Annotated in this window: 19 protein-coding genes and 1 pseudogene; 6 read left to right on the forward strand and 14 right to left on the reverse strand. The window is 60.1% G+C overall.

Going from position 1 to position 16,687, the window contains the following annotated elements; translation table 11 throughout:
- The first annotated feature begins 257 nt into the window (after window positions 1-257).
- The 3 genes from AC07N8_RS12940 (at window position 258) to AC07N8_RS12950 (ending at window position 2,877) form a co-directional block, all read left to right on the forward strand.
- Window positions 258-1,055: a transporter substrate-binding domain-containing protein gene (locus AC07N8_RS12940; protein ID WP_483840985.1), complete on the forward strand. Its 798-nt coding sequence runs from the start codon at window positions 258-260 to the stop codon at window positions 1,053-1,055.
- Between the two features lie 135 nt (window positions 1,056-1,190).
- Window positions 1,191-2,150 (forward strand): amino acid ABC transporter permease, encoded by a 960-nt coding sequence (locus AC07N8_RS12945; protein WP_483840986.1) that lies wholly within the window; start codon window positions 1,191-1,193, stop codon window positions 2,148-2,150.
- A complete protein-coding gene (locus AC07N8_RS12950) occupies window positions 2,143-2,877 on the forward strand; it encodes an amino acid ABC transporter ATP-binding protein (protein ID WP_109627537.1) in 735 nt (244 codons plus the stop codon). The genes AC07N8_RS12945 and AC07N8_RS12950 overlap by 8 nt, the downstream gene beginning before the upstream one ends.
- Before the next feature lie 148 nt (window positions 2,878-3,025).
- Here AC07N8_RS12950 and AC07N8_RS12955 read toward each other — a convergent pair whose 3' ends face one another.
- The 11 genes and pseudogenes from AC07N8_RS12955 to ubiE all read right to left on the reverse strand — a co-directional run bounded on the left by AC07N8_RS12955 (window position 3,026) and on the right by ubiE (window position 11,136).
- Window positions 3,026-3,898: a methyl-accepting chemotaxis protein gene (locus tag AC07N8_RS12955; protein ID WP_493144086.1), complete on the reverse strand. Its 873-nt coding sequence runs from the start codon at window positions 3,896-3,898 to the stop codon at window positions 3,026-3,028.
- Window positions 3,884-4,942 (reverse strand): annotated as a pseudogene (locus AC07N8_RS12960) (methyl-accepting chemotaxis protein); the annotation flags it as partial. The gene AC07N8_RS12955 and the pseudogene AC07N8_RS12960, both read right to left, overlap by 15 nt.
- 124 nt (window positions 4,943-5,066) lie before the next feature.
- On the reverse strand, window positions 5,067-5,774 hold the full coding sequence (locus AC07N8_RS12965; protein ID WP_483840987.1) for a 16S rRNA (uracil(1498)-N(3))-methyltransferase: 708 nt from the start codon (window positions 5,772-5,774) through the stop codon (window positions 5,067-5,069).
- Window positions 5,771-6,565, reverse strand: coding sequence for a twin-arginine translocase subunit TatC (gene tatC / locus AC07N8_RS12970; RefSeq protein WP_027922121.1), 795 nt, complete (start codon window positions 6,563-6,565; stop codon window positions 5,771-5,773). Before tatC ends, AC07N8_RS12965 begins: the two co-directional genes overlap by 4 nt.
- Window positions 6,562-7,020: a Sec-independent protein translocase protein TatB gene (gene tatB / locus AC07N8_RS12975; RefSeq protein WP_493143906.1), complete on the reverse strand. Its 459-nt coding sequence runs from the start codon at window positions 7,018-7,020 to the stop codon at window positions 6,562-6,564. Before tatB ends, tatC begins: the two co-directional genes overlap by 4 nt.
- Before the next feature lie 10 nt (window positions 7,021-7,030).
- On the reverse strand, window positions 7,031-7,309 hold the full coding sequence (locus AC07N8_RS12980; RefSeq protein ID WP_010464483.1) for a twin-arginine translocase TatA/TatE family subunit: 279 nt from the start codon (window positions 7,307-7,309) through the stop codon (window positions 7,031-7,033).
- A 25-nt stretch (window positions 7,310-7,334) separates the two neighbouring features.
- Window positions 7,335-7,667 (reverse strand): phosphoribosyl-ATP diphosphatase, encoded by a 333-nt coding sequence (locus AC07N8_RS12985; RefSeq protein ID WP_007899279.1) that lies wholly within the window; start codon window positions 7,665-7,667, stop codon window positions 7,335-7,337.
- Window positions 7,660-8,061, reverse strand: coding sequence for a phosphoribosyl-AMP cyclohydrolase (gene hisI, locus AC07N8_RS12990; protein WP_493143909.1), 402 nt, complete (start codon window positions 8,059-8,061; stop codon window positions 7,660-7,662). Before hisI ends, AC07N8_RS12985 begins: the two co-directional genes overlap by 8 nt.
- Before the next feature lie 80 nt (window positions 8,062-8,141).
- Window positions 8,142-9,746, reverse strand: a complete 1,605-nt coding sequence (gene ubiB, locus AC07N8_RS12995; RefSeq protein WP_483840988.1) for a ubiquinone biosynthesis regulatory protein kinase UbiB — start codon at window positions 9,744-9,746, stop codon at window positions 8,142-8,144.
- Window positions 9,743-10,366 carry a ubiquinone biosynthesis accessory factor UbiJ gene (locus AC07N8_RS13000; protein WP_077432308.1) on the reverse strand — a complete coding sequence of 208 codons (624 nt, stop codon included), beginning with the start codon at window positions 10,364-10,366 and terminating at the stop codon, window positions 9,743-9,745. Before AC07N8_RS13000 ends, ubiB begins: the two co-directional genes overlap by 4 nt.
- On the reverse strand, window positions 10,366-11,136 hold the full coding sequence (gene ubiE, locus AC07N8_RS13005; RefSeq protein ID WP_007948968.1) for a bifunctional demethylmenaquinone methyltransferase/2-methoxy-6-polyprenyl-1,4-benzoquinol methylase UbiE: 771 nt from the start codon (window positions 11,134-11,136) through the stop codon (window positions 10,366-10,368). The genes AC07N8_RS13000 and ubiE overlap by 1 nt, the downstream gene beginning before the upstream one ends.
- A 155-nt stretch (window positions 11,137-11,291) precedes the next feature.
- On the opposite strand from ubiE, the gene AC07N8_RS13010 reads away from it, so the two are divergent.
- From AC07N8_RS13010 to AC07N8_RS13020, 3 genes are all read left to right on the forward strand, one after another.
- A complete protein-coding gene (locus AC07N8_RS13010; protein ID WP_493143912.1) occupies window positions 11,292-11,567 on the forward strand; it encodes a polyhydroxyalkanoic acid system family protein in 276 nt (91 codons plus the stop codon).
- Window positions 11,568-11,811: 244 nt separating this feature from the next.
- Window positions 11,812-12,234: a phasin family protein gene (locus AC07N8_RS13015; protein ID WP_027922115.1), complete on the forward strand. Its 423-nt coding sequence runs from the start codon at window positions 11,812-11,814 to the stop codon at window positions 12,232-12,234.
- A gap of 10 nt (window positions 12,235-12,244) precedes the next feature.
- On the forward strand, window positions 12,245-13,129 hold the full coding sequence (locus AC07N8_RS13020) for a phasin family protein (protein WP_493143914.1): 885 nt from the start codon (window positions 12,245-12,247) through the stop codon (window positions 13,127-13,129).
- A gap of 192 nt (window positions 13,130-13,321) precedes the next feature.
- On the opposite strand, the gene AC07N8_RS13025 is transcribed toward AC07N8_RS13020, so the two are convergent.
- From AC07N8_RS13025 to phaZ, 3 genes are all read right to left on the reverse strand, one after another.
- On the reverse strand, window positions 13,322-13,942 hold the full coding sequence (locus AC07N8_RS13025; protein ID WP_483840991.1) for a TetR/AcrR family transcriptional regulator: 621 nt from the start codon (window positions 13,940-13,942) through the stop codon (window positions 13,322-13,324).
- A gap of 60 nt (window positions 13,943-14,002) precedes the next feature.
- Window positions 14,003-15,685, reverse strand: coding sequence for a class II poly(R)-hydroxyalkanoic acid synthase (gene phaC / locus AC07N8_RS13030; RefSeq protein WP_493143916.1), 1,683 nt, complete (start codon window positions 15,683-15,685; stop codon window positions 14,003-14,005).
- A 110-nt stretch (window positions 15,686-15,795) separates the two neighbouring features.
- Window positions 15,796-16,650, reverse strand: coding sequence for a poly(3-hydroxyalkanoate) depolymerase (gene phaZ, locus AC07N8_RS13035; protein ID WP_123435489.1), 855 nt, complete (start codon window positions 16,648-16,650; stop codon window positions 15,796-15,798).
- Window positions 16,651-16,687: the final 37 nt, after the last annotated feature.

Here is a 16,687-nt window from a genome sequence, read left to right on the forward strand (position 1 = left end):
CCAAGGACGGTGAAGATCTCAAAGACCCGGTTTCCAGTGGACCGTAAGGCTGCTCCGCTTAAGTGAACAGCATTACGCTCATGCAGCGGGGTTTTTTTTGCCTGATCGTTTGCCAGCCCTTGTGCAAACGGGCGAGTAGTTTAGGATCCGTCCCCGAATTGGTGCGCCCGGATAATTTTTATCCGTAGGGGTGTGTTTCCCGAGGGAAACCGCCGTTTTTGCGCGCCTCACACCGCAATGGTTTTGGGGACATGATGATGAAGAAGTATCTCTCGATGCTGCTGGTCGGCGTCACGGCATTGGTTGCAGTCAGCGCGGCGCAGGCCGGTGCCATCGATGACGCGGTCAAGCGCGGCACGCTGAAAGTCGGCATGGACCCGACCTACATGCCGTTCGAGATGACCAACAAGCGCGGTGAGATCATCGGTTTCGAAGTCGACATTCTAAAGGCCATGGCCAAAGCCATGGGCGTCAAGCTGGAGCTGGTGTCCACCGGTTACGACGGCATCATCCCGGCCCTGATGACCGATAAGTTCGACATGATCGGCAGCGGCATGACCCTGACTCAGGAACGCAACCTGCGCCTGAACTTCAGCGAACCGTTCATCGTCGTCGGCCAGACTCTGCTGATCCGCAAGGAGCTGGAAGGCTCCATCAAGTCCTATAAAGACCTGAACACCGCCGACTACCGCATCACTTCAAAGCTCGGCACCACCGGCGAGATGGTCGCCAGGAAGTTGATCTCCAAAGCCAAGTACCACGGCTACGACAACGAACAGGAAGCAGTGCTGGACGTGGTCAATGGCAAGGCTGACGCCTTCATCTACGATGCGCCGTACAACGTGGTGGCCGTGAACAAGGTTGGTGCCGGCAAACTGGTGTTCCTCGACAAGCCGTTCACCTACGAGCCGCTGGCCTTCGGTCTGAAGAAGGGTGATTACGACAGCATCAACTTCATCAACAACTTCCTGCACCAGATCCATGAAGACGGCACCTACGATCGCATCCATGACAAGTGGTTCAAAGACACCGCTTGGCAGAAAGACATGGAATAAGGGCTCGGCCAGACAGACCGCGTCGCCCCATTCGCGAGCAGGCTCGCACACATTGGAATGCGTTCCCCTGTGGGAGCGAGCCTGCTCGCGAAGACGGCCTCCTTCGCGACACAGAATTCGGAAGCTTCAAACTCAATGAAACAAAAAAAATCCCAATGGCCCTGGCACGTTTTAACCGTGCTGGTACTGATCGGCCTGGCCGGCGCGTTGTATTACGCCACCTCGCTGATGTCCTACGAATGGCGCTGGAACCGCGTGCCGCAATACTTCGCCTACCACGCCGAAGAATCCCAGCGCGCCGCCGACATCTCCACCGTCAGCGAACTGGTGCGCAAGGGCGATAAAGCCAAAGTCACCCTGCGCAACGATGCGGGTGATGAGCAGCGTGTGACCGTCGACGACGACAGTCTGCAAGTCGCCCAAGGCGATGATGTGGCCGAAGGCGATGTGATCGGCGTGACCCGCCATTGGGCTGCCGGTCCACTGCTTTGGGGACTGTGGACCACGTTGTGGTTGTCCGTGGTGTCCGGCGTACTTGGCCTGTTGATTGGTCTCGTCACCGGCCTGTGCCGGCTGTCGAACAACCCGACCCTGCGTGATCTCTCGACGATTTACGTTGAACTGGTCCGTGGCACGCCGCTGCTGGTGCAGATCTTCATTTTCTACTTCTTCATTGGCACCGTGATGAACCTGTCCCGGGAATTCGCCGGGATCGCGGCGTTGTCGCTGTTCACGGGCGCCTACGTTGCGGAAATCATCCGTTCCGGCGTGCAGTCCATTGCCCGTGGCCAGAACGAGGCCGCACGTTCATTGGGCCTGAGCGCTGGCCAGTCGATGCGCCACGTGGTGATGCCGCAAGCCTTGAAGCGGGTGCTGCCGCCCCTGGCTGGGCAATTCATCAGCCTGGTCAAGGACACGTCGCTGGTTTCGGTGATCGCGATTACCGAACTGCTGAAAAGCGGCCGCGAAGTCATCACCACCTCGTTCTCGCCATTCGAAATCCTGTTCTGTGTGGCCGGGTTGTACCTGTTGATCAACCTGCCACTGTCGAAAATCGCCAGCCGGCTTGAGCGGAGGCTCGCGCAAAGTGATTGAAGTCCGCGATCTGGTAAAAGTCTTCGACACCCGTGGCCAGGTGGTTCGCGCGGTGGATAACGTCACCACGCACGTGGCCAAGGGTGAAGTGCTGGTGGTGATCGGCCCGTCCGGCTCCGGCAAGTCGACCTTCCTGCGCTGCCTCAATGGCCTGGAAGAGTTTGATTCGGGCTCGGTGAGCATCGACGGCCTGCAACTGGCCGACCCGAAAACCGACGTCAACGCCTACCGCCGCGAAGTCGGCATGGTGTTTCAGCACTTCAACCTGTTCCCGCACATGACCGTGCTGGAAAACCTCTGCCTGGCACAGAAAGTCGTGCGCAAGCGCGGCAAGAAGGAACGCGAGGCCAAGGCCCTGGCGTTGCTGGAAAAGGTTGGCATTGCACAGAAGGCCAACGAGTTTCCGTCGCGCCTGTCCGGCGGCCAACAACAGCGCGTTGCGATTGCCCGGGCGTTGGCCATGGAACCCAAGGTCATGCTGTTTGATGAACCGACTTCGGCGCTCGACCCGGAAATGGTCGGCGAAGTGCTGGACGTGATGAAAACCCTGGCTGTGGAAGGCATGACCATGGTTTGTGTGACCCATGAAATGGGCTTTGCGCGGGAAGTGGCGGATCGGGTGTTGTTCTTCGATCACGGCAAATTGCTGGAGGATGCTTCGCCGGCGGAGTTCTTTGATGCGCCGAAGGATCCGCGGGCGCAGGCGTTTTTGCGGCAGGTTCTCTAACTTCGGTGCCTGTCGAACCGCTTTCGCGAGCAGGCTCGCTCCCACATTTTGACAGCGTTACCGAATTGAAACCCGGTTAAATGTGGGAGCGAGCCTGCTCGCGAATGCTTCACCTCGGTCCCAAGCGAACCGAGGCCATTGAATCACCTCAAACCTTGAACCTGCCCACCAGCATCTGCAGATGCGTCCCCAGCCGCGCCAGCTCAATACTGGAGGCCGCCGTTTCTTCACTGGCTGCCGAGGTCTGCTCGGACACGTCACGCACGTTGAGCACGCTCCGGTTGATCTCCTCGGCCACCGCCGTTTGCTGCTCGGCAGCGGCGGCGATCTGCTGGTTCATCGACTGAATCGCCGACACGGTGCGGGTGATGCTTTCCAGTGAGCCCCCGGCGCGGCGGGTCAGTTCAACGCTGCTGTCGGTCAGGACGCGGCTGTTGTCCATGATCGTGGCGACTTGCTGGGTGCCGTTTTGCAAACCGACGATCAGCTCTTCGATTTCCTCGGTGGACTTCTGGGTCCGTTGCGCCAGGCTGCGGACTTCATCGGCCACCACCGCGAAACCCCGTCCGGCCTCACCGGCACGGGCGGCTTCGATGGCGGCGTTGAGGGCCAGCAAGTTGGTTTGCTGGGCCACGGATTTGATCACATCGAGCACGCTGCCGATCTTGTCGCTTTCGCGCTTGAGATCGCCCATCGCCGCGGTGGAATTGCCGACTTCGAGGGCCAAGCGCTCGATCTGGGCGATGGCTTCGCCGACCACTTTGTCACCTTCGCGGGCTTGCTGATCGGCGGCGACGGCGGCTTCGGAGGCTTCTTCGGCATTGCGCGCGACTTCCTGCACGGTCGCGGTCATTTCGTTCATGGCGGTGGCCACTTGATCGGTCTCGACCTTCTGGCTGTTGACCCCGACACTGGTCTGCTCGGTAACCGCCGACAACTCTTCGGCGGCGCTGGCGATTTGCGTGACGCCGTCGCTGATGCCACCGATCAATTCACGCAAGCCCAAGGTCATGCTCTGCATGGCGCGCTGGAGCTGGCCGAGTTCGTCGCGACGCTTGGATGTCAGGTTGTGAGTCAGGTCGCCGGCCGCCACGCGTTCAGCCACTTTCAGGGTCTGGTTCAGCGGGATGACGATCTGGCGCGTGATCGCCCAGGCCGCGACCATACCGAAGGCCAGGGCCAGGGCGGTGGCCATCAGCAGCATGTTCTTGGCGTGTGCCGCATCGGTGTCGCGGACGATGGTTTGCGAGACGGTGAGTTTTTTGCTGACGTCGAGCAGGATGTCGCCTTGCGCGGCCATGCGCACGAGCGCAGCAGCACTGGCGACCTGGGAATCACGGTACTGGCTGACGGCGGCACGGTAGGCCTTGAGCGAGTCACTGGCCTGTTGCAGGTTGGCGGCGTGCTCTTCCGGTAGTTTGGATGTCAGGCTTTCGAGGTTTTTCAGGGCGTTGTCGATGGCGTCCAGCGCAGGCTGTTCGGCTTCAGGCTTGGCGCTGTAGGTGTAGCCGCGAACCTGGAAGCGCGCTTGCTGAATCAGTTTGCTCAAGTCGATCACGCTGTTGAACTGGGCGACGCTCTCACCTTGCAGTAGGGATTTTTCGACTTCAGCGACACGGGCGACAGCGTTATCGGCCGTGGCCCCGAGTTTGCTGCGGGCATCTTCGCGGTTGGCGCCGGCCTGGATCATCGCGCTGAATGCTTGTTGGTACTGGCTGACGGCAGCCAGTTGCTGATCAACCATCGCCGCGTCGGCCGGTTGCTCAATCAGTTTGCGAGCGGTTTGCAGGCCAGTATCGAGTTGCGCAAGCTTGTCGTTGACTGCCCCCGGGCCTTGTTCGCCCCGGCGCATTTCATAGTCCAGGCGGGCCAGGCGCAGGTCTTTGGTCAGGTCATTGAGGCTGGCGATGAACCCGAGCTTGTCGCCACGGCTCGTCACGTCGCTCAGGCCAGTCCAGCCGGTGAAGGTGATCAACAGGGTAAGCAACAGCACCAGACCGAAACCGATTCCCAGTTTGCGATTGACGCTGATGTTCCCCAGATTCTCGGCTAGCCATTGGTACATGCTGCAACTCCCTGGACCACTGATTGGTTTTGTGGGAACTGTATCGGCAGGCGGAAGAGAATCTGAAGGCGGGGAATAAATACCTGTGGCGAGGGGGCAAGCCCCCTCACCACAGGGGACCGAGTCAGAACAGGCGGGCGAGCAGGGCGGTGACGGCGGTTTCGACGCGCAGGATGCGCTCGCCGAGTTGCACCGGTTGCAGGCCGGACTTGCCCAGCAGGTCGATCTCGTAAGGAATCCAGCCACCTTCAGGGCCGATGGCCAGGGTCACCGGTTCGTCCAGACCGCGAGGGCAGGGCGGGTAATTGCCGGGATGGCCGACAAGGCCGAGGGTGCCCTCGGTGATTGCCGGCAGACGGTCCTCAACGAAGGGTTTGAAGCGCTTCTCGATAACGATCTCGGGCAGCACGCTGTCCCGGGCCTGTTCGAGGCCGAGGATCAATTGCTCGCGAATCGCCTCGGGTTCTAGGAACGGGGTTTGCCAGAAGCTCTTCTCGACGCGATAGCTGTTCACCAGCACGACGCGCGGCACACCCATGGCGGCCACGGTCTGAAACACCCTACGGAGCATTTTCGGGCGTGGCAGGGCCAACACCAGGGTCAACGGCAGCTTGCTCGGGGGCGGTTGGTCGAGGGTGACGCGCAATTCGGCTTCAGCGGCGTCCAGGCGCAGCACCTCGGCAGCGCCCATCAACCCGCCGATCTTGCCGACGCGCATGCTGTCACCGACTTCGCAGCGATGAACTTCCTGCATGTGCGTCAACCGGCGATCACGCAGGATCACCCGGTCGGCCGCAATGAAATCGGCTTCTTCGAGCAGCAGCAGGTTCACGGTTGGGTCGCTGGCGGCTGGTCGTTGTGATCGTCAACCGGTTGATCGTCCGGATGCTCGCCACGTTTGCTGATCAGGCTGCCAAACAGGATGCCGATCTCGAACAGCAGCCACATCGGAACCGCCAACAGCGTCTGCGAGAAGATGTCCGGCGGCGTCAGGATCATGCCAACCACGAAGCAGCCGATGACCACGTACGGGCGGATTTTCTTCAGGTATTTGACGTCGACCACGCCGATCCACACCAGCAGCACCACGGCCACCGGGATTTCAAACGCCACGCCAAAGGCGAAGAACAGCGTCATGACGAAATCGAGGTAGCTGGTGATGTCGGTCATCATTTCCACGCCGGCCGGGGTGGCGGCGGCGAAGAACTTGAAGATCAACGGGAACACCAGGTAATAGGCGAACGCCATGCCGGTGTAGAACAGCACGATGCTGGACATCAGCAACGGCACGGCAATGCGCTTTTCATGCTTGTACAGGCCCGGTGCGATGAAGCCCCAGATCTGGTGCAGGATCACCGGGATCGCCAGGAACAGCGAGACCATCATGGTCAGCTTCAGCGGCGTCAGGAACGGCGACGATACGTCGGTGGCAATCATCGTCGCGCCGGCGGGCAGGTACGCGCGCAGCGGCGTGGAGACGAAGGTGTAGATCTGCTGGGTGAAGGCAAACAACCCGGCGAAGATGATGAAAATCGCCGCTACACAGCGCAGCAGGCGGGTACGCAACTCGGTGAGGTGCGAAACCAGCGGCATGTGCTGGTCGTTTTCGGGGAGATCGCTCATGGGGCTCGCGGCGGCAGTGTTGGGTCATGAGGGGCCGGCGCTGTCGGCGCGGCGGCAGGAGCAACCGGTTCAACCGGTGTTGCTGATACAACGGGCTCAGGTTGCGTAGTCGCTACAACAGGCGCTGGCGCAGGCGTTGGTTCAGTGGCGGCGACAGGCGCGTGAATCGTCTGTTCCCCCACGTGCTCCACTGGCGTCGGCTCCTGCTGGGTCGGCGAGAAAATCTTCCGCGCCTCCTGCTCCAGCGACAGAATGTGCTCGTTGTGCAACTGCCGACGAATCTCGTCGGCACCGATTTCACGTTCAACTTCCTGTTTGATCGCGTTGAAGCTGCGCTTCAAGCGCCCGACCCACAGGCCGGCGGTGCGCGCAGCACCCGGCAAGCGCTCGGGGCCCAGCACCAGCAGGGCAACGAGGCCGACGAGCAGCAGTTCAGAGAAGCTGATACCAAACATTAGTCAGTGCTCACACGTCTTTGCGGATCGGCTCTTCGACTTTTTGTGCCTGCACGTCGATGGTGTGCGGCTGGTTCACGGACTGCGTGGTCTGCGGCTGAACAGGCGGAACCGGTTGCGCCGGGGTCACGGTCGGATCGGCCGGTTTTTCGTCATCGTTCATGGCTTTCTTGAAGCCCTTGATCGATTCGCCCACGTCCGTGCCGAGGTTTTTCAGTTTCTTGGTGCCGAATACCAATACGACAACAACCAGGATGACGATCCAGTGTTTCCAGTCAAAAATGCCCATGTTGCTGCTCCTCTCTAATAATTGTTCAGGCGGACGGGCGCGAGGCTTTCTCGGCGTGTCCGGACAGACCGAAGCGACGGTCCAGTTCATCAAGTACAGCCTGCGGATGCTGCCCCAGTTGGGCGAGCATGACCATGCTGTGGAACCACAAATCGGCGGTCTCGTAGATCACATCGCTGCAGTCGCCGCTGATGGCGGCATCCTTGGCAGCAATGATGGTTTCGACCGACTCTTCGCCGACTTTTTCCAGAATCTTGTTCAAGCCCTTGTGGTACAGGCTGGCGACATACGAGCTGTCGGCGGCGGCGCCTTTGCGCTCTTCCAGCACTTGGGCCAGGCGGGTCAGCGTGTCACTCATGTTTGTGTCCTGCGGAATAGATGGCGTGCGGGTCTTTCAGGACCGGGTCGACGGTTGTCCAGTCGGCGTTCTCATAGACGCGGTAGAAGCAGCTCTGGCGGCCGGTATGGCAGGCGATGTCGCCGATTTGCTCGACCATCAGGATGATCACGTCGGCGTCGCAGTCCAGGCGCATCTCATGCAGGGTTTGCACGTGGCCGGACTCTTCGCCCTTGCGCCACAGCTTGCCACGGGAACGCGACCAGTAAATGGCACGGTTCTCGGCAGCGGTCAGTTCCAGCGCTTCACGGTTCATCCAGGCCATCATCAGGACGCGCCCGGTCTTGTGATCCTGGGCAATCGCCGGCACCAGGCCATCAGCGTCCCACTTGATCTCGTCCAGCCAGTTTTTCATCTTCGACTCCGACAGCGGGCTTCGCACTTCATTAGCCAGGCCCAACGTTCAAACAGTGTGCCAGTGGATCACACAACTGGCTATCGGCGAACGACCAGATACAAACCTACGGCCACCATGATTCCCCCGGGCCAATGACCCAGTTCGTTCAGCGGTCCGCCGGCCAGCAGAATAACGCCGCCCGCCAGGTGTGCGCAGCCGAGCAGGCGCAAGAACCAGTCATCCTTGCGTTTATGCCAGGGCGGTGGTGGGTCATAGGCGTGGGGTTGAGACATGCGTTCGAGCAGGTCGCGGGCCATGTTGGCCAGGTGCGGCAGCTGTTCGAACTGGCTCTGCACGTTGCCGATCAAGGCTTTGGGGCTGACACGCTCGCGCATCCAGCGCTCAAGGAACGGCTGCGCGGTGTTCCACAAGTCCAGGTCCGGGTACAGCTGACGGCCCAGGCCTTCGATGTTCAACAAGGTTTTTTGCAGCAGCACGAGCTGCGGTTGCACTTCCATATTGAAGCGTCGAGCGGTCTGGAACAGGCGCATCAGCACCTGGCCGAAGGAAATATCTTTTAACGGTTTTTCGAAGATCGGTTCGCACACGGTGCGGATCGCCGCTTCGAATTCGTTGAGTTTGGTTTCCGCCGGCACCCAGCCCGAATCGATGTGCAATTGCGCCACACGGCGGTAGTCACGTTTGAAGAAAGCGAACAGGTTGCGGGCGAGATAGTCTTGGTCTTCCGGGGTCAGGCTGCCGACGATGCCGCAGTCGATCGCGATGTACTGCGGGCTCCACGGGTTGACGGTGCTGACGAAGATGTTGCCGGGGTGCATGTCGGCGTGGAAGAAGCTGTCGCGGAACACCTGGGTGAAGAAAATTTCCACGCCGCGTTCGGCGAGCATTTTCATGTCGGTGCGCTGGTCGGCCAGGGTGGCCAGGTCGGTGACCTGGATGCCGTAGATGCGCTCCATCACCAACACTTTCGGCCGGCACCAGTCCCAATAGACTTGCGGCACATACAGCAGCGGCGAGCCTTCGAAGTTGCGTTTCAACTGGCTGGCGTTGGCCGCTTCGCGCAGCAGGTCGAGTTCGTCGTAGATGGTCTTTTCGTAGTCCTGGACCACGTCCACCGGGTGCAGCAGGCGCGCGTCGGCCGAGAGCTTTTCAGCGGCGCGAGCGAGGATGAACAACCACGCCAGATCCTGGGCGATGATCGGCTTGAGGCCCGGGCGGATCACCTTGACCACCACTTCTTCGCCGGTTTTCAACTGCGCGGCATGCACCTGCGCTACCGAGGCGGAAGCCAGCGGCTCGACGTCGAAACGGCTGAACACTTCGCTGATCTTCTTGCCGAGCTGCTCTTCGATCAACCTCACCGAGACTTGCGAGTCGAACGGCGGCACGCGGTCCTGCAGCTTCATCAGCTCATCGGCGATGTCTTCCGGCAACAGGTCGCGGCGGGTGGACAAAATCTGCCCGAACTTGATGAAAATCGGCCCAAGGTCCTGCAACGCCAGGCGCAATCGCGCACCACGGCTCAGGTCCAGCGTCTTGCGCGGGAACCAGCGCCACGGCAAGGCGTAACGCAGCGCCAGCAGAAACCAGGGCAGCGGCAGGGCAAACAGCAGGTCATCGAGGCGGTAACGAATCACAACGCGCTGGATGCGCAACAAACGGCGGACGGCAAGCAGCTTCATGCGTTATCGCTTGGGTCGAGGGATCGGGAAAGGCGCTCGAAACGCGCCTCGAGACGTTCCAGATCGAGTTTGATCTGGTCCAATTCACTGAAACGGGCTTCGGCCTCGCGCTGGCCGACGAGGGTGCGCGACTCTTCAGCCAGGTATTCGCCGAGGTTCTGCCCCAGGCTGACGAACCCTTGCTGATACCAGCGAGCGCGACTTCGCAGGTGACCGCCAACCAGTTGCGTGGCCACCGGTCCCAGCCAGCGCGAGAGTTCGTACTCCCAGTCCAGTTCGAGGTCCTGAAGGATCGCCGCCAGCTCCAGCAGCACGCCGCTGTCACCGTCGAGTTCGACTTCAGGGCCATGCAGGACCGAGGTCTTGTCCTTGCTCATCGCCAGTTTCAACAGGCTAGAGGCCGGTGCACGCAGGGTGCAGTCGGCGCCGGTTTCCCAGTGGGAAGCGAGCATCAGGCCTTCGTCGCTGGGCAGGATGAACAGCTGCAATGCCGGGCTGCGGCAGTCGACGGCAATCACCCGACCGCTCAAATGCGCCAGCCGCGGCAGCGCCGTGCTGTCGAGACGCAGCACCCGGTTAAGGCCGAGTTCAACGCTGGCGAGCAGGCCGGCCAGCAACATCAGGGTTTGATGCCGCGGTGCAGGGCGACGATGCCTGCGGTCATGTTGTGGTAGGTCACGCGGTCGAAACCGGCCTCGACCATCATCGACTTCAGGGTTTCCTGATTCGGGTGCATGCGGATCGATTCGGCCAGGTAGCGATAGCTTTCCGAGTCGTTGGTGATCAGCTTGCCCATCAGCGGCATGAAGGCGAACGAGTAGGCGTCGTAGGCTTTGGACATCAGCGCATTGGTCGGCTTGGAGAACTCCAGTACCAGCAAACGGCCGCCCGGTTTCAGCACGCGCAGCATCGAACGCAGGGCGTCTTCTTTATGGGTAACGTTGCGCAGGCCGAAAGCGATGGTCACGCAGTCGAAATGGTTGTCCGGGAACGGCAGCTTTTCGGCGTCAGCCTGAACGAATTCGACGTTGCCGGCGACACCGAGGTCCAGCAGGCGGTCACGACCGACCTTGAGCATGGATTCGTTGATGTCGGCCAATACCACCTGGCCGGTCGGGCCGACGAGGTGCGAGAATTTCTTGGTCAGGTCGCCCGTACCGCCGGCGATGTCCAGCACGCGATTGCCGGTGCGCACGCCCGAAAGCTCGATTGCGAAACGCTTCCACAAACGGTGCATGCCGCCCGACAGGAGGTCGTTCATCAAGTCGTACTTGGCGGCTACCGAATGGAAAACCTCAGCGACTTTTTCCGCTTTTTGGCTTTCCGGAACGTTTTTGAAACCGAAGTGTGTGGTGGGTTCGGCATCGCTGCCTTTGCGCTGATCAGTCATATCGCTGTCACCAGAAGAGAATGCGGGACATTCTAATCCCCAAGGCATGCTTTGTCTTGGCAAGGCTGAAGGTAAGATGGGCAACCACCGGGACGTTTTGACGCAGTAATGGTCAAGATGCTTCAGGAACGTATCCATAACGCAGGAGTCATTCGATGGCCCGTATTAGTGTTGAGCGTGCCCACGGCCTGGGCAAGGAAGCGGCCCGCGAGAAGGCTGACAAGCTGGCGCAGAAACTGTCCGAGCAATATGGCCTGGAGTCGCAGTGGTCCGGCGACACGCTGAATCTCAAGCGCTCCGGAGTGAAAGGCGCGGTGCATGTCAGCGACGATTCGATCCGCGTCGATGTGGAATTGGGCCTGATGATGTCGGCCATGAGCGGCATGATCAAATCGGAAATCGAGAAGGCGCTGGATAAAGCCCTCGTCTGATCTCCGGTTGGAATGAAAATCAAATGTGGGAGCGAGCCTGCTCGCGAAGACGGTGTGTCATTCAGCATTGATGTTGGTGATCTGACGCTTTCGCGAGCAGGCTCGCTCCCACATTTTTATTGCGGTGCCTCCGAAGGTTTATGTCAGTTGTTAGGGTGCCGTTTCTAATTTTTCTCCCTACTTTGTGCCTGAGCCCGACACTTGTCCGGGCAGTTCCTCAAACCTTCTGCGCGTGAGGTGCACCATGGCCAAAGTTATTTTGAAGAAAAAAATCGACGCTTCGACTACAGCTCTGGGCGACGTCAAATCCTATGCCCGCAAGATCTGGCTGGCAGGCCTGGGTGCCTACGCCAAGGTCGGGCAAGAGGGTAGCGAATACTTTCAAGAGTTGATCAAGGCTGGTCAAACTGTTGAAAAGAAAGGCAAAAAAGTAGTGGCTGAAAAGCTTGAAGCCGCTAACGCCGAGATCGTTGAAGCCAAGAGTGAAGTGAGTACTTTCAAAGGCAAGGTCGAAGTTCAACTCGACAAGGTCGAGAAGGCTTTTGACTCGCGTGTCGCAAGTGCCTTGAATCGTATCGGCATTCCGTCTAAACATGACGTTGAGACACTCTCTGCTAAGCTCGATGAGCTGACGGCATTGCTCGAACGCGTCGCGCGTAAATCTTAAGGAGAACGGGATGGCTGTTAAAAAGAACACCGCAAAAGAAGGCAGCTCGTGGATCGGGAAAGTCGAAGACTACTCCCGCAAAATCTGGCTGGCTGGTTTAGGCGTGTACTCGAAGATCGACACTGACGGCAGCAAGCTCTTCGATACATTGGTCAAAGACGGCGAGAAAGCCGAGAAGCTCACCAAGAGCGCTGTTGGCAAGAAAGTCGATGACGTCAAGGATTCCGCTTCGTCGGCCAAGTCGCGCATCACTGGCGTTAAAGATCGTGCACTGGGCAAATGGGATGAGCTGGAAGGGGCTTTCGACAAGCGTCTGAACAGTGCCATTTCGCGCCTTGGTGTCCCGAGCCGCAACGAAGTGAAAGCACTGCACAGCAAGGTCGATACCCTGACCAAGCAAATCGAAAAACTCACCGGTGCCAAGGTTGCGCCTGTTGCGGCGAAAACCGCAGCGGCCAAACCAGCGGCTAAAACCGCTGCCAAGCCACTGGCCAAAGCAGCCGCTAAACCGGCAGCCAAACCAGCTGCGAAAGCAGCGGCCAAGCCTGCCGCCAAAACTGCCGCAGCAAAACCTGCTGCAGCCAAGCCAGCGGCTAAACCGGTTGCCGCCAAAGCAGCCGCCAAGCCAGCAGCAAAACCAGCCGCCAAGCCAGTTGCCAAAACCGCAGCTGCCAAACCGGCCGCCAAGCCAGCAGCAAAACCTGCTGCAGCGAAGAAGCCAGCGGTGAAAAAACCGGCTGCGCCGAAAGCCGCCGCACCAAAACCAGCAGTGGCGGCTGTTGCCAAACCGGCAACCCCGGCCGCCCCGGTCAGCGCATCGAACTCTGCTACCGCGCCGACCCCTGCTGTAACCCCGACTGTAGCGCCAGCAACGACGCCAACCAGTCAGTCCTGATTTTCAGGGCTCAAAAAAACGCCCGGCCTGCCAAGGTCGGGCGTTTTTGTTTGTGAGCGGTTTCGCAAACGCCGCAGATCAAATGTGGGAGCGAGCCTGCTCGCGAAAGCGGTATATCAGTCGCCATCAATGTTGAATGATATGCCGCTTTCGCGAGCAGGCTCGCTCCCACAGGGTTATTTGTAGTCAGGACTATTCGTGTTCTTCCAGGTATTGGAGGGCCATCTGCTCGGTCGCCACCTTGATCGGCGGCAGCAAGTGCGGCGCCACCAGCATCATGATCTGGTACACCACCAGCCTCACCTCACCCTCACGATCAAGAATCCGCTGGTAGTCCAGCGAGAACAGCAGCGTCATGGTGATCTGCTCCACCAACTGCCCCAACGCCTGCGTATCACTGACCAATTGCCCCTGAGCCTTCAACCGCGCCAACAATGACGCCAAGGTGCGCTTCAGCGCATTGAGCAGGTTGCGGATGCCCTTCGCCAGTTTGGGCAGGCGTCCGGCGAGGTTCGACAGGTCCTGGAACAGAAACCGGTAATGCGACAGCCGTTCGACGATCAGGTGCAGGAACAGCCAGTAATCGTCCGGTGCCAGTTCCACATCGGCAGGAGGGTCGAGCAGCGGCGCCAGTTCAGCCTGGAAGCGCTCGAACAACCCGAGAATCAACGGCTCCTTGCCGTGAAAGTGGTAGTAGAGGTTGCCGGGGCTGATGCCCATCTCGTTGGCAACTTCCATGGTGGAGACGTTCGGTTCGCCTTTCTGATTGAACAACTGCAAAGCACATTCGAGAATCCGGTCGCGGGTTTTCATCCAGTCTTCTTAATGGTCGAGTCAGTGCCACGGCCAGCGTCGGCCGTGGTGGGTTGAACGTCAGCGCACACGCACGTAAGTACCGGGTGCTGCCTCCTGCGGTGGATAATTCTGATTGCCGAGGGCCATGTGGGTTTCTTTCAGCGCGCCGGACCGTTGCTGAATCCACTCCAGCCATTGCGTCCACCAACTGCCGTCGACCTGCTTCGCGTCGTAATACCAGGCCCGTGGATCGCTGCTCAGTTTTGCGCCTTCGACGTAGTTGGCTTTCGGGTTGCTCGGCGGGTTGAGAATGCTCTGCACGTGACCACTGTTGGACAGCACGAAGCGTCGCTCGCCACCCAGCAACAGCGTCGAGCGGTACACCGCGTCCCACGGCGTAATGTGGTCGTTGATGCCCGCGACGCTGAAGCTGTCGACGGTGACTTTCTGCAAGTCGATGGGCGTGCCGCACACTTCAAGGCCGCCCGGATGGCTCAGCGGGTTGTGTTTGAAGAAGTCCAGCAGATCGCCATGAAAGGCCGCCGGCAGCCGCGTGTTGTCGTTGTTCCAGTAGAGGATGTCGAACGCTGGCGGTTCTTTGCCGAGCAGGTAGTTATTGACGAAATAACTCCAGATCAAGTCGTTGGGGCGCATCCAGGCGAACACCTTGGCCATGTCGCGACCATCCAGCACACCTTTCTGATACGACTTGCGCTTGGCCGCTTCAAGGGTCTGCTCGTCGGCGAACAGCGTCGCCGGGGAGTCCATCTGACTGTCGAGCAGGCTCACCAGATAGGTCGCACTCGACACGCGGCGCAGCTGTCGCTTGGCCTGCAAGTGACCTTGCAGCGCGGCGATGGTCAGCCCGCCGGCGCAGGCGCCCATCAGGTTTACCTCGCGCGCGCCGGTGATCGCCCGGCAGACATTCATCGCTTCTTCCACGGCTTCAACGTAGGTCGACAGCCCCCATTCGCGATGGCGCACATCCGGATTGCGCCAACTGATCATGAAGGTCTGCAGGCCGTTTTTCAGGGCGAACTGGACGAAGCTGTTATGCGGGCTCAGGTCGAAAATGTAGTACTTGTTGATCTGCGGTGGCACCACCAGCAGCGGTTTGGAATATTGTTTTTCGCTCATCGGCTTGTACTGGATCAGCTCCAGCAGCTCGTTGCGAAACACCACCGAGCCGGTGGTGCTGGCAACGGTTCTGCCCACTTCGAACGCTTGCTTGGTGACTTGCCGGGGCAGGCCGTCGTTGTGCAGGAAGTCGTCGACCAGATGGCTTATACCGCGCACCAGGCTGTTGCCGCCGGAATTGAAGATCTCCTTGATCGCCAGCGGATTGAGCAGGGTGTTGGACGGCGACACGGCGTCATTGAGCAAGGCAAACGCAAAGTGCGCGCGGGCACGATCGTCGGGGGACATGGCGCTGTCGTCGATCCAGCTTTTGACCTGTTTCTGCCAGCTCAGATAGGCCTGCAGGCTGCGACGATAAAACGGGTTGAGACTCCACGCCGGGTCGGTGAAACGAGTGTCCTGCGGGTTGGTCGCGTGCAAGGTTTCACCCAATAAGACACGGCCCAACTGACCGCCCAGTTTCAAGGCGTGTCGGGCGCTGTGCACCGGGTTGCGCAAGCCGTGGGCCGCCACGCTGCGCAAGGTCGAAATCAGATCCCGGCCACGCAGGCCGGTAATCGCACTCTGTGCGTTGATGAACGCGGCGGGAGTGGGTAAAGCGTCTCTCGCTGGTTTGTCGCGCATGTCTCAACACTCCTTCGTTTCAAGCCAAAAACAAACTCACTGAACCAGATCACCATAGACGCTGTTGTGGGTTGTTGCGCGGCGCGGCGTCCTGCCGGCCGATGAAGCGACTAACTGCCCAACGGCGATGGATGCGGATGCATCACGGCGCGCTGACGTTCTTCCTCGAGGAATTTCATGATGATCGGTGCCACGGCTTCGGCGCGGGTGATCAGGAACAGATGCCCGTCATCGATGATGTGCAACTGGGCGTTGGGAATTCGCCAGGCCAACAGGCGCATGTTGACCAACGGGATCAGTGGATCGTCGTCACCGGCCAGTACCAGCGTCGGCTGGTTGATCTTGTGCAGCCAGTGAATGCTGGTCCAGCCCAGGCCGGCAAACAGCTGCCAGTAATAACCGAGCTTGCCCGCCGAACGGACTTTCGCCGCGTGGCTGGCCGCCAGGGTGGGGTCGCGACGGAACGCGCCGCCATAGATCATCGGGGCGATGCGGATCACGTGTGACGGCTGGATGTAGCGTCGTGGGCTGGCCATCATCCACAGCACTTTCGGTTTGCCCGGCACCATGACTGCGCCGGCCGCGGTGGCCGCCAACACGAGTTTCTTGCAGCGTTCGGGGTAGTCATACGCAAACTGCTGGGCGAGGGCGCCGCCCCAGGACACGCCGATCACGTTGACTTGACCGTAGTCGAGATAGTCGAGCATCCGTGCCGTGAGTTTCGCCAGGCCGGGAAAGCGGTACGGCCGATTCGGCGTCGACGAGCCGCCGACACCGGGGACGTCGAACGCAATGACTTCCAGGTCCGGGTCCAATGCCGCGACGAACGGAAACACCAGCTCCAGGTTGGCGCCGATGCCGTTGAAAATCAGCAAGGGCGTCAAGTGAGGCTTGCCGGGGCGTACCGCCGTGCGGAGGGTCTGGCCATCCAGGTCGACGGTACGGAATATGAACGGTTGCGGCATGCTTCAAGGCCCTGTGGGTGAATTCATCCCCGATCCC

Source organism: Pseudomonas sp. GW821-FHT10C09 (assembly GCF_059415465.1).

Coding starts and splice junctions, on each gene's coding strand:
- AC07N8_RS13010 (WP_493143912.1), top strand. CDS start 11,292: ATGGCCCGTATTAGTGTTGAGCGTGCCCACGGCCTGGGCAAGGAAGCG.
- phaC (WP_493143916.1), bottom strand. CDS start 15,685: ATGCGCGACAAACCAGCGAGAGACGCTTTACCCACTCCCGCCGCGTTC.
- hisI (WP_493143909.1), bottom strand. CDS start 8,061: ATGAAAAACTGGCTGGACGAGATCAAGTGGGACGCTGATGGCCTGGTG.
- AC07N8_RS13025 (WP_483840991.1), bottom strand. CDS start 13,942: ATGAAAACCCGCGACCGGATTCTCGAATGTGCTTTGCAGTTGTTCAAT.
- AC07N8_RS12980 (WP_010464483.1), bottom strand. CDS start 7,309: ATGGGCATTTTTGACTGGAAACACTGGATCGTCATCCTGGTTGTTGTC.
- ubiB (WP_483840988.1), bottom strand. CDS start 9,746: ATGAAGCTGCTTGCCGTCCGCCGTTTGTTGCGCATCCAGCGCGTTGTG.
- AC07N8_RS13015 (WP_027922115.1), top strand. CDS start 11,812: ATGGCCAAAGTTATTTTGAAGAAAAAAATCGACGCTTCGACTACAGCT.
- AC07N8_RS12940 (WP_483840985.1), top strand. CDS start 258: ATGAAGAAGTATCTCTCGATGCTGCTGGTCGGCGTCACGGCATTGGTT.
- AC07N8_RS12945 (WP_483840986.1), top strand. CDS start 1,191: ATGAAACAAAAAAAATCCCAATGGCCCTGGCACGTTTTAACCGTGCTG.
- AC07N8_RS12985 (WP_007899279.1), bottom strand. CDS start 7,667: ATGAGTGACACGCTGACCCGCCTGGCCCAAGTGCTGGAAGAGCGCAAA.
- AC07N8_RS13000 (WP_077432308.1), bottom strand. CDS start 10,366: ATGTTGCTGGCCGGCCTGCTCGCCAGCGTTGAACTCGGCCTTAACCGG.
- tatB (WP_493143906.1), bottom strand. CDS start 7,020: ATGTTTGGTATCAGCTTCTCTGAACTGCTGCTCGTCGGCCTCGTTGCC.
- AC07N8_RS13020 (WP_493143914.1), top strand. CDS start 12,245: ATGGCTGTTAAAAAGAACACCGCAAAAGAAGGCAGCTCGTGGATCGGG.
- AC07N8_RS12955 (WP_493144086.1), bottom strand. CDS start 3,898: ATGCAGAGCATGACCTTGGGCTTGCGTGAATTGATCGGTGGCATCAGC.
- phaZ (WP_123435489.1), bottom strand. CDS start 16,650: ATGCCGCAACCGTTCATATTCCGTACCGTCGACCTGGATGGCCAGACC.
- ubiE (WP_007948968.1), bottom strand. CDS start 11,136: ATGACTGATCAGCGCAAAGGCAGCGATGCCGAACCCACCACACACTTC.
- tatC (WP_027922121.1), bottom strand. CDS start 6,565: ATGAGCGATCTCCCCGAAAACGACCAGCACATGCCGCTGGTTTCGCAC.